Origin of the sequence: Bacillus sp. BS1807G30 (assembly GCF_040047675.1) — a bacterium.
GTDB lineage: Bacteria > Bacillota > Bacilli > Bacillales > Bacillaceae > Bacillus > Bacillus altitudinis.
Genome location: NZ_CP157353.1, coordinates 2,903,675 through 2,916,250 on the forward strand (window position 1 = coordinate 2,903,675; position 12,576 = coordinate 2,916,250).

Here is a 12,576-nt window from a genome sequence, read left to right on the forward strand (position 1 = left end):
GTTAAGAATTGGACCGTATATTGATTCATTGTAGGGATCGATGAATTGATCCAAATGATATTTTTATCATAACAAGAAAAGGAGCATGGATATGAATGCAAACAAAGTAGCACACGGACAACCGATGAGTCTGCGGGAACGGGTTCATTTCTTGGACATTGTACGAGGGTTCGCCTTAATGGGGATTATTCTAGTCAATTACTTTTTGATCGTGGATTCGGCGAAGGGGTTCGATATGGAATCAAATGATGTCTTTCATAACTTAGTGAATTGGTTTGCCTCTGGGAAATTCATTACGTTGTTCTCCTTCCTATTCGGGGTTGGGTTTATGATTTTTATGGATCGAGCTGCTCAGAAGGTGGACAGTCCGAACAAACTGTTTGCCCGCAGATTAACCATTCTCTTAGGGTTTGGCCTTCTGCATTTAACTTTTGTTTGGATTGGTGATATTTTGGCCTATTATGCAGTTGCTGGCTTTTTATTGCTTTTCTTTTACAAACGCACAGCCAAAACCATCCGAAACTGGCTGATCACACTCTTTGTGATTCAATTGTTCACACCCTTTTTCACAATGCTGCTCAATACCATCAGTTCAGGATCATCAGGCAAGCCAGACTTTGCCGATTTTGAATTAATCAGCCACAACAGTCTGACTTATTTAGCATCTATTGGTGACCGGTGGGCAGATATGGTGACAATGGCTTCCAGTTCATTTTTCACTGTCTATTCTATGTTCTTCATGTTTTTACTTGGTGTGTATTTTGTGAAAATGGAGTTTTTCAAAAACATGGAGGCGAAAAAAGCAATTTGGAATCGCATTTGGATCATTTGTACAATCGCTTTTCTCATCACCCAAGGCAGTACGATCATTACGGCGGTCAATCCTTTTGAAAATACACTCTGGGTTAACATGGCCACTGCCCTTGAACAAAACGGAGGATTAACTGGCAGTATGTTCTATATGAGTACACTCGCAATGCTATTTCTACACGTTCCTCAGCTGCGAGGTGCTTTGATGGTCTTTACAAAAGTCGGACGGATGTCACTAACCTGTTATTTGCTTCACTCGATCATTGGAACCTTGCTATTTCTAAAGTATGGAGCGGGGCTTGTCGATCATCTTCAGCCGGCTGGTACGTTCTTCATGGCTATTGGCGTGTATGTCTTCCTTGTGCTTTTCAGTACGTTTTGGTTAAAGCGGTTTAAGTATGGACCGATGGAATATATTTGGCGGCAGCTGACGTATGGAAAGGTAAAACAAATTTCTAAAGCATTTACAGTACATTCATCCTCAATTAAAAAATAGTCTCGCAAATAATAAAAAACCGATTATCCCTTTGAGAAAATCGGTTTTTTTGCTTTCATAGTTGTCATTTTCTAATATGTCTAGTTTAACACTGCGAATGATTAGAAAAGATATTACTTTCCATTATTGATTACTTTTATCCATTAAGACTATCTCATTTAATTTCGACAAAAACTCTTTGTAATATCCACTTTCATAATGTGCATAACTTTTGCCAAATGGATGATTATAATGACCAATAAAAGACGTATCACGCATATCAATTGTTTTTATTTCTGGTATCAAATTTATTAAGCAATGATCCATTCTATCCCATAATATATTGTTCCTCTTTATAATATCTTGATTAGGGAAATCATTAATTTTATTGTTTGAATCTAAATATTTTGATGTTAACCGTCCTCTATTTAAAATTATTTTATCTGCCGGCATTATTTCAAGAAGTCTTTGAACAAATACTTTAAGTTTTTCTTTCCATAAATCTAAATACATTTCATTATTGGTATGAGATATGACAGGCTTATTTTTAATTTGTTTAAAGTATTTTGTTCGAGGAAGTAAGTAATTTAATGTGATATTTGCATTTTCCTTAATTTGAATGACTTCTCTACAAGCATCAACATAAAAATCTATTATTAAATAGTCTGCATTACTTTCTAATAAGTTTTCAAAAAAATCTTTTTGAAAATCTGATCTAATATAACTAATGTCTGAAGGTTTTAATCCACAATCAAGAAATTCAGTTTCATCAAACACTACTGGATCAGATACTATACTCATAATATTTGAATGGAACTGAGTATAAGAACATTTGTATAGTTTTTTGTAGTATGGATTGAAAAAATCTGATGTATTAAAAGCATTTCGACTATAACAAGTACCTAATATTGCAATGTTTGTTAGATTATCTCGAGGTCCTCTATCAACATTTACCCAAACTGAATAAGAATGTGAACCATTTACAAATAAAGTAACTTTTTTATTAGTCGACATTATTTTCTGCTTGCTATTAGACGATAAAGGTATATCATAACAAAACTCACCATCTTGTCTACATCTGATAAACAAATCCCATATATCCTTGTCTTTAAAATTGGGAATCAATTCAGCAAGAGAAACTTTGATATCAAAAGTTAAATTATCATCCGTTGATATTTCATTTTCAAATTCATTGAAATATTCAAAGTTATCAGCTACTTTCCCACGGAGTTTACTAACTAAGCTGTACCTCTTTTCACCTCCAATTTTCGGTAAATCCCCTTTGAAATAAAAAACATCTTCATTTTCTGAAACAGAAGAAACCAAGGAAGCAAACTCTTTCTGTTTAATTTGTAACGTAATTATATTTTGTTGAAGAGTTTGTAAGGCTTTTATAGAATAAAACAAATCATGAAAATCTATTCTTATAGAAGTGAGCTGTTCGAAATTTGCTGCCACATAAATTTTATTTTTGGAACTTTCGACTTTCACAAATATATCCCATGATGTTTGGTTGGTTATACTATGAAAGAATTCTTTAAAATCGCCTTCAATTTGATACTTATTATCTATATAAAAAAGTTTTGTGGAGACCTCTTGTGTATATTCTGTCAAAGAATTATGATCTCTTTTACGCAAGCATAAGTATGTTTGGAACTGTTGGATATCTATTTCCTTTGATTCCAGTTCCACTATTCCTTTTACCCCATCTTTTTGAATTTCTAAAAGATGAATATTACTTTTAATCTCTACAGTCCTTATAAATAACGCCAGCGTTTTAGCGCCTTTTGTTATAAATGGTACTACTTTATACAAATCTCTTTCAAAAATATGATATTCAAAATTAGAATGAACCTCAGGAAAATTCACCCCAACTTTTTCATTTCCATTTACGTAAAAACAGTCCCAAATGATTTCTTTATCATGAAAGGTAGAGATATCTAATATTTCATTTACGTTCATTTTAAAGATTGCAATTCCATTATTTATAGAACTATGAAAGTACACTCCACCATACAAATTCAAATTACTACTACTTTGTCTTTTCTGCCACAGCAATGTCATGTTATTATTTGATGTATCACATTTAACTTTCATTTCCATATCGCCAGTTTGTTTGTCAAAAATATACGATATTATATTTGCATGCATAATGAAATTACCCCTCATATCGGTTATTATTTGGTCCAAAACTGATTTAAAACCAGTCTTTTAAGCATATGTAATCTTTCCTAACTAGTTTTATTTTACATGATAAAGAATAATTTAACATTAACTTTTATTAAAGAAAAAAGGCGAACTTTAGCAGTTCGCCTTTTCTGTAGAAGTTCAACTTTAATATTGATCCATCATTTCTTGCAATTGAGTCAAATAACTCTCTTTTAATTCATCGGGGTATTCAATTTTCACATGTTTCCCAAATGAGATCAAATAGTGAGTCATATACGATAATTCTTCTTGGTTGTATCCCCCTACAATATAAGGCGTATCATCAATGATCTCCAATCTCATATTCGGATAATGATTCTTCAAAAACTTTTCTTTTCCTTGTTCCGTTAATCGACATTTAAAAGAGATATCATGATAGGTTTTTTCGTATTCGAGCTGCAGTGCTTTTAATTCTTCCTTCGTAAAAGTGTCTTTCGTTTCTTCTTCGATCATCATGTCCGTCATACAATCACACCTGTAGATGCCCCACTTTTTATTCAGAACATCATATGCTTCGGTAAACCAAATCCCATTTCGATAAAACAACTTAAGAAATTGTAGCCTGATCCTTTTATGTTCATATTGAGTGTATGTCATCTTCACGATTTGACCTTCCATCATTGCCTGCAATATCAAATCCAAATGATGTTGTTCACTCACTGGCGCGACATGATAGTAATGAATAACATCCAAAATCTCCGTGATCCGATGTTTTCTCTCATCAGACATTGTAGCAAACAGTTTTTGGCGAATCTGTGAGTAAGACTTTTTAAACGGTGTTGCTGACAACAGATCTAGCGCTTTAAGAGCGAAAAAAATGGCTTGAACTTCATCTATTTGAAAATAGATCGGAACCAATGGAGATTGATTCATGAGCCGATATCCTCCATGTCTGCCATTTTCAACATAAAAAGCTAAGCCCATGGACTCTAGCTCTTCCATATCTCTTAAAGCCGTACGTTTAGAAATGCCAAATTCAGTTTCTAAATCTTTTAATTGAAATGAATATTTATCACTTAAAAAAATAAGCTCTTGGTTTAATCGTTCTGATTTTTTCATTTGATTTTCCTTCTGAAAAAGGTGACATGTTTTGTCATCTTTATATTTTATACTCAGTTTATCAAAAGAAAAGGAGCATGCATATGAAAACATTCATCATTAACGCGCACCCTAATTTCACTTATCAAGAAAGTTATTCAAACAAACTGCAAACACTATTTTTAGAACAGTTCAAAGAAAGATTTCCTTATGAGGAGCCTACCATTTTACATTTATATGAAAATGAAATTCCCCGTATCGAAAAAGAACAGCTGCTAGGTATTTGGGAAAAGCAAGCATCTGAACAAACATTAACAGCTGCGGAGGAAAAAATCGCTGCTTCTTCCTCTGCTTTATTGGCTCAATTCAAAGCACATCATCGAATCGTGATTGTATCACCTGTTCATAATTTCAATGTGACGTCACGTATGAAAGATTATATAGACAATATCTTGATTGCTAGAGAAACGTTTAAATATACAGAAGATGGTTCAGTTGGTCTGATGACTGACGATTATCGTGTACTTTTGCTTCAAGCAAGTGGCTCAATTTTCACAAATAACGATCGGTACACACCTCTGGAATTCTCATATTATTATCTAAAGGAAATATTCCAAAACTTGATGGGTTTTCAACAATTTCATATTGTCCGGGCACAAGGAACAGCGATTTTAGAAGAAGAAACGATCTTGACATCTGCAGCTGACGATTTGTCTAAAGCCTTTGATGCGTTTTACTCGCCTAGCGGGATATGAATTGGATTTTTTCAAAAACAAAAAGACCAAAAACGTTTGATATCACGTTTTTGGTCTTTTATTATTAACCGATTGAACCTTCCATTATCAAACTTGATTAATATTGTTCGAAATGGCATGAACTAATATAACAATCAAACTCGTCTAACCTTTGATATATCCATTTTTTAAAATATTTAAATATGACTTGTAGCGCTTTTGGCATACGAATTTGCATATGCAGATGCCGCATAAAACAGTGCTAATTAAAACGAACTTTTATATATAAACTAAAGAAAACGGAAATAAAGAAATTTTAAAAGCCAAAAAGAGCCATGAATTAAATCCTTTGCTCTTTTTTAAGACTATTATTTACCTAAAAGACGGATAAATTTACTTAGTTCTTCTTTGGCTTCATCTGTTGTCCCTTCCAGCTCATTCATTAACCCAAACAAATTATCATATGAACTCGCAATTTCCGTTTTAACTTCTGCCAACTCTTGAGCCACTTGTGAAAGTGGAATTACTTCTTCTTCTTCAAACGTATCGACATAACGTGGAATGTTTAAATTGTAATCATTTTCTTTGATTTCATCCAAAGATGCCACATGAGCATATTTTTCAACGTCTTTACGGTTACTGTATGTTTCAATAATTTTGTCGATGTTTTCAGGAGAGAGTTTGTTTTGGTTCTTTCCTTTTACAAACTCTTTTGAGGCATCAATAAATAATATGTCTTTATTCTTGCGAGCTTCACGACCTTTGAATACTAAGACACAAGTTGGGATGCTTGTGCCATAAAACAAGTTAGCGGGCAATCCAATAACAGTATCTAATAGATTATTGTCGATGATATTTTTGCGGATTTTACCTTCAGAAGCACCTCGAAATAGTACCCCGTGCGGCAATACGATAGCCATTGTTCCAGTTTTGTCTAAATGATAAAGTCCATGCAGTACAAAAGCATAATCTGCTTTAGATGCAGGTGCTACACCATAACCCTTGAAACGTGTATCTTTTTCTCGATCAACGTTTTTTGTATCCCATTTATGAGAATATGGGGGATTTGATACGACGGCGTCGAACTTCAAAGGAATTTGTGTGCCATCTTTTTCAGCAAATGGCCAGTCAGCATAAAGTGTATTTGCACGTTTCAATTCCATATTGCGGTAATTTACCCCATGCATCATTAAATTCATACGAGCTAAGTTATAAGTAGTTGTATTCAACTCTTGGCCATAAAACTCAACGCTTCCTTCTTCATCACCATTTGGTAATTCTTTTTGGACTGTTAAAAGAAGTGAACCTGATCCCATTGTAGGGTCATAAACACGGAATTGACCGCCAGTACCATCTGCATCATTCGTTACAATTTTTGCTAAGATTTGACTAACTTCATGTGGTGTATAAAATTCCCCACCTTTTTTACCAGCGTTGGCAGCAAATTGCCCAATCAAATATTCATAAACGTCACCTAAAATGTCGTGCCCTGAATCGTCCTTGAAAGTGAACTCGTTAATCATCAACACGATATCATTCAAAGCCTTTGCACGTTCGTTTGTACTTGAACCTAGACGTGTGTCTCCAAGGTTAACATCTGAAAATACATTAGCAAAATCGGCTTCTGCAATCGCGTTACGTTTTGCATTTGTATTGAATGAGTCAAACATATCTTGGAAGTCACTAGCTTTGATTTTATGATTTTCAATTCTTGATACGATTTTGTCCCAAGTGTAGGCAGGATCAATCGCATATCCGATACCTTTACTAATTTCCTCAAGATAATCTTCTTTTTCAGTTTCATCTGTCACTTCGTAGAACTCTTCCAAACCATTGATTTTTAAGTATTCATCTTGATTTTCTGATAAGTATCGATAGAACATAAATGGTAAAATATAATTCTTATATTCACTTGCATCCATTGTCCCACGCAGTTTGTTAGCCATTCCCCATAGCTGTGATGTAATATGTGTTGCATTACTCATTTGTGTCATCTCCTTTTCTTATATAAACATTTGTTGAAGCAATGATTTCTTCAAATTTTCGAGTGAATTTAACTCACGCTGGTGAAGGGTGGTGAGGTGGTCTAAATTTGCAAAAAATGAGCCAATCTGCTTTTGTTCTGCCAATTCAGGGACTCGAAAACTAATTTTCATCATCACATCTGCATTAAGTTTTGCACGTCCACCACCAACTAAATAAGGTTCAATATTCGTGTGTTTCAACGCATTCATTAGAAATTTATTATCAGCAATTTCTGGTTTTGCTTGTAAGACATGTGCGTGATTATTTACCCAAACCTTACCATTGACGTATTGGACAGGATAGTTCTGCAAATCACTTGCACCATCTTCTGCAACTAAAATAAACTCACCATCATGAGTAAAACCTTCTACATAATCTTGAATACCGTTTGCTCCATAATACGGAGTGCTACCAGCTACACGTTCGGATGCAGTAATTGGGACACGTAGATTATCATATCTATTAGCCAATTCACTGACAGTAAGCTGTTCCCAAGCATCAGCAAATCCTCCAAAGCGAATTTCAGGAACATTGGCTCCATCTTTCGGAAACATTTTATGAAGTAGATTCTTTTTCATATCCTTCAACAGTTCCAACTTTCGCTGATGAAGGGTGAGAAGGTAAGATAACTCAGTAAAAAAATCTCCTATTTTTTTCTGTTCGCCTAGAGAAGGTGACGAAACTACCCACTCTTTTACCTCATGCATTGGGACTAAATTTGTCATCGCTGATCCGGGATTAGCCTCAGTAAATTTTCGCTGCATATTATCTGAGCGAATCCATTCAAGAAAGTAATTACTATTTGTCACCTCTGTATTAATTTTAAATCGAATTAAAGCTTGATTAAAAACTCCTTGTTTAATTCCATTGGGTACTCTTGAGATGCGCCCTATTGTTCCAGCACCGCTCATAATAAAGTCACCTTCACTCAACACAAATTTACGAAGTTCATCAAACTTGTCTTTTGTGATGTTATATCTTGTTTCCCATTTATCATAGATTGCATTCTGTTGCTCATACACCACATAATCACTTTTTGGGACAAATAATTCTTTTTTCAATGCACTTCCAAATGGACCACGGCGAATACCCTCTCTAATATCTAATAACTCAATAAACTTTCGCTCTTCCCAAGCATCTGTAAATCCTACGAATCTGATTTTTGGTGATTTTGTTATTTTATCGCCCATTTCCGATCTCCTTTCTTTAATCTGCATAATTTTATCACCTGACTACTCTCCCTTCTTAATTTCGTCGGCCATTTCGTAAAATGCTTTACGGAATTCAATGCGATATCTTACCCAGCTCAATGCTGCAATCTTTTCAACGGCGATTTCTTTATAATCAGCTCTTGCGTCATTCATAATAGCGGTTAACTCCCCTTGTTTATCCATATCTTCTTGACCTAATCGGTGTTTCTTAATCAAGTTTTCAAGTTCCTTAGGCTTTGTACTGTTATCAAGTCCCCAAGTACGGATAAAGTTCGTTACAAGTTGGATATTCGTATCCTTTTGTGCTTGATCCATTGCTTGATTCATTTTTTCAACACTTCGAGGTGCTGGATAATGATCAAATTCAAACTCTTTGGAGAAAATCTTAGATACAAAATGACTCACCTTAGATTTTTCTTTTTCATTGTCAGACTTGGCGATTTCAACTTGGATTTCATCACGTGTACTTTCAGCTTTCGACATTTCGTTCGCATGAACTTCGTCAGCCATTCGGGCGATCAAATCAATCAAATAATCGTAGTTGATGGTTACATCGTGAATATGAACCATCGAGAGATTGACTTGCGAAATATCAATGTCTTCTCGCTTTGCACGTCGTTCTTTCAACTCACCAGCAATGACAGTTGTTAAAATAACTTCCTGCTCTTCAGTAATACCTAGACGTTCATAGAACTCTTCAGGATTATCATAGGCGGATATAGGATTTTTGTCATCGTCTTCGGTATATTGTTTCAACTGACTTAACAAACGATTATACTCTTTCAGATTCTCAAAGACTTCATCCTGTGCTTTTTCACTTGGTGGTAATTGTATAAAATCGTCTGTGAGTGTGGAAAGCTTCTTGATGACTTCTTGCAAATCAGCTTGGACCTTGCTAAATGGTTTAGAAGTGATACCAGACTCTTCGTTGCCTTTCTTCAATTCTTCAAGTGGAAGCTGTTCGTCGGCAGATGCACGATTTGAATAAATAGCAAAAGCCTTATTCATTTCATACTCGTTTTGCTCCGGCCAACGATAATTCACGACATTTCCCCATGGCTTTTCGACAGCGTTATGTATTCGATTTGTACGTGAGTATGCTTGAATCAAGCTCCCACCTTTAAGCGTTCGATCAATATAGAGCGTATTCATCTCAGGCGCATCAAAACCGGTCAAAAGTTGATCCACAACGATGACCAAATCTAAATAGTTCCCATCATCAGCTGTCTTTTTCAAACGTCTTGCTAAGTCTTCTGTATAGGCTTTCACTGTCGTCATATCAAAAGCTGTGCCAAACGTTGCATTATAGGCTTTGATAGCTCTGTGCAAGTTCTCGTTCGTTTTCAGTTGATGAATACTATTGGATGTATCTGCCGAGAAACTCACCGCAACTTTTAATCGTTGATCTGCTGGACGATTCGCATTCTCTTCAGCAAACTTATCGAAATATTCCATCGCTCTTGGTGTACTTGGTTTATTACCACCAACGTGGACTGTAAACAAGGCATTATATTTACGCTCATTTGAACGTTTCTTCCAGTTATCGAAGATGTCTTTCACTACTAAGTTCACATGTTCTGGACTATAGTCGTAAACACTACCACGAATATTATCATCAATATCATCTTCGGTGGGATCTTCGGGAGCTTCGATCGTTTCCTTAAATTCAACGTTAAACCCTAATACGTTTTTATCTGCAATCGCTTCTTTAATGGTATATGCATGTAATAGTTCACCAAAGATTTCTCGTGTTTCCGGGAATTTTGGTGTACCAGTATAACCAACCCAAGCAGAATTAGGAATTGTTTTTCGAATCGTTTCAAGCATCCCTTCATTTTCAGTACCATTCCCAGTTGAACGGTGGGCTTCATCTACGATAAAAAGAATATTTTCATTCAGTGGCTTGAAGCTGTCCCGCACTACATAACGTGACATTTTTTGGATACTTGTCACAATGATGTTCTTATCGCTTTTTTTCGTTAGTTTGCGATGAAGGTCTGAAATATTAGCTGTGTCACCCACCACACCAGTTTTCCCTTCAAAACCAGCAACAGGATCATAGGCTTTATAAGCATCTGCTGTTTGGTTGGTAAGTGCGATCCGGTCAACCAAGAAGATCACTTTATCTACATTAGATAGACGGCTTGCAAGCCACGCTGTCTTAAAACTTGTGATTGTTTTACCTGAGCCTGTCGTGTGCCAAATGTATCCTAATTTACCACCATCATATTTAAAGTCAAACTTTCTAACTTTATCAAGCACACGCTTTGTGGCATAGACTTGATACGGACGCATGACTTTGATACTTTCTTTGTTTTTTGTACCATCTAGTACCATGTAACGTGTTGCCAAATCATGGGCCATTGGAATGGACAACACCTTATCCGCAAACGTCTTCCATGATCGAATAGGGCGAGCATCATCTTCGTTTTGCCAGTTGAAAGCAAAAGCTCGGTTAAAGTTTTCGAGTGGGGTATTTGCCATATAACGAATATCAAAAGGTGTCATCGCGATTAAAATCTGCAAAGTTGAAAAGATACCGCTGAATTGTTTTTCAGCTATATACTGTTCCATCTGATTTAAAGATTCCGTAGCGCTATGAAGTGCTTTCTTTAATTCAATTTGAATAATCGGCAAACCATTAATGAGCAACGTCACATCAAACCTGCGATTCTGCTTACCATCAACAACTTTTGGCCGTTTAATTTGATTCACTACTTGATAAACGGTATTCCCGCCACCGACTTGGGCTTGGTCGAATACGGTCAAAAATACATGCTTACCATTGTCAAGATCAACTTCAATTTCAGAAACACCGTTCACACCATACAAAAATTGTCCAGCTTGGTAAGGTGATTCAATACTCGTGATGATTTTCTTCACTTGATTAAATTCAGTAACAGACAAGGGTTCATCTAATCGAGCGCTATTGTTTTGTTCTAAGATTATTTTAAAGTTATCCCAAAGTTGTTCAGTTGTTTTAATGTTTTTTTTGTATTCCCATTGTTTTACTCCACCGATTTTGGTCAAATAATCGATCACTTCATTTTCAAATGCTAATTCCGATTGACTTTTCATTTCATTACTCTTCATTTCATTACTCCCCCTTTAATGTTTCTTCTATTACCGAGCTCGTAAACTGTCCTATCAATTCTGCGTATTGGCTTAACTTATTTTGTAGCTTCATTGTTTCTACGTATATAGTGCCTATTTTCTTCTGTTCCTCGATCGGAACAACTGGAATGATCATTTCCCCAAGGACACGAAGCGGAATTCTTAGAATAGGGCCACTCCCCTGTGCCCCCCTTTCTTTTTGCTGCTTCACATCTTTATGAGCATTAAACAAAAAAAGAAAATATCTCTTATCAAGTTGTTCGCTATCAAACTCTATTTTCGTAAAGTTGAGGGACAACACTTTACCAACATTATTTTCACCGACAATTGTGGCTAGCTGCAATGAGTTACTGATAACAACATCACCTTCATTTAACGATAGGTTACTCTGAAATAAAGGTTTAACCTTCTCTTCAACAGCTACGGCCTCACGATGATAATCAGCTTCAAAAGACGCTTGGTCATAATACTTTATTTCTTGAGTTTCAAATTGCTTTTGTGTTCTTGTTGGATTAATACCGGGAACGAATGTTACGAATTCATTTAATTTACTTTTCTCCAATTAAAAATCGCCCCTAATCATATATATGATTTTTTGAAATATCTCCATATTACAAATTAAAACACATCAAGATTGTTGCGTCAACGATAATATGAAATATCTCCATATTACATATTATCGTTTTTTGAAAAAGCATCTTGAAAACCATACCATTAGCGATTTTAACATTTCTATAATTTTCTATTTTTATCATATGTTTGTGACTGGTGTGCTTAAGAAATCATCTCCAGACAAAATAATATGTACAGATATAAAGGCACACATGATTTAATCTACACACGCGCAGTACTGCTACTTTAATGAGGTTGTGGGCCATAAATCGATTAGAACAACAGAGGACATTTATCTAGATATTACTGAAAAATAAAAGAAGACGAACTTCAAAAGTTCGCCTTCTAC

General features: G+C 35.4%; 8 protein-coding genes. 2 read left to right on the forward strand and 6 right to left on the reverse strand.

Annotated elements, in window-relative coordinates:
- Positions 1-91 precede the first annotated feature (91 nt).
- Positions 92-1,306, forward strand: a complete 1,215-nt coding sequence (locus tag ABG082_RS15090) for a DUF418 domain-containing protein (RefSeq protein WP_272511086.1) — start codon at positions 92-94, stop codon at positions 1,304-1,306.
- Positions 1,307-1,429: 123 nt separating this feature from the next.
- Here ABG082_RS15090 and ABG082_RS15095 read toward each other — a convergent pair whose 3' ends face one another.
- Both ABG082_RS15095 and ABG082_RS15100 read right to left on the reverse strand, forming a co-directional pair.
- Positions 1,430-3,436 carry a DUF6270 domain-containing protein gene (locus ABG082_RS15095; protein WP_057079111.1) on the reverse strand — a complete coding sequence of 669 codons (2,007 nt, stop codon included), beginning with the start codon at positions 3,434-3,436 and terminating at the stop codon, positions 1,430-1,432.
- A 183-nt stretch (positions 3,437-3,619) separates the two neighbouring features.
- Positions 3,620-4,552: a WYL domain-containing protein gene (locus tag ABG082_RS15100; RefSeq protein WP_272511087.1), complete on the reverse strand. Its 933-nt coding sequence runs from the start codon at positions 4,550-4,552 to the stop codon at positions 3,620-3,622.
- A gap of 83 nt (positions 4,553-4,635) precedes the next feature.
- On the opposite strand from ABG082_RS15100, the gene ABG082_RS15105 reads away from it, so the two are divergent.
- Positions 4,636-5,286 (forward strand): NAD(P)H-dependent oxidoreductase, encoded by a 651-nt coding sequence (locus ABG082_RS15105; RefSeq protein ID WP_272511088.1) that lies wholly within the window; start codon positions 4,636-4,638, stop codon positions 5,284-5,286.
- A gap of 347 nt (positions 5,287-5,633) precedes the next feature.
- On the opposite strand, the gene ABG082_RS15110 is transcribed toward ABG082_RS15105, so the two are convergent.
- From ABG082_RS15110 to ABG082_RS15125, 4 genes are read right to left on the reverse strand one after another with little or no spacing between them, the layout of a single operon-like run.
- A complete protein-coding gene (locus ABG082_RS15110; protein WP_348936215.1) occupies positions 5,634-7,250 on the reverse strand; it encodes a type I restriction-modification system subunit M in 1,617 nt (538 codons plus the stop codon).
- 18 nt (positions 7,251-7,268) lie between these two features.
- Entirely contained in the window at positions 7,269-8,507 is a 1,239-nt protein-coding gene (locus ABG082_RS15115; RefSeq protein ID WP_348936216.1) for a restriction endonuclease subunit S, read from the reverse strand.
- 15 nt (positions 8,508-8,522) lie between these two features.
- Positions 8,523-11,594 (reverse strand): HsdR family type I site-specific deoxyribonuclease, encoded by a 3,072-nt coding sequence (locus tag ABG082_RS15120; protein WP_348936217.1) that lies wholly within the window; start codon positions 11,592-11,594, stop codon positions 8,523-8,525.
- Positions 11,595-11,598: 4 nt separating this feature from the next.
- The gene (locus ABG082_RS15125; RefSeq protein WP_048003176.1) at positions 11,599-12,177 is read right to left on the reverse strand and encodes a restriction endonuclease subunit S; all 579 of its coding nucleotides are present in this window, start codon (positions 12,175-12,177) and stop codon (positions 11,599-11,601) included.
- Between the last annotated feature and the right edge of the window lie 399 nt (positions 12,178-12,576).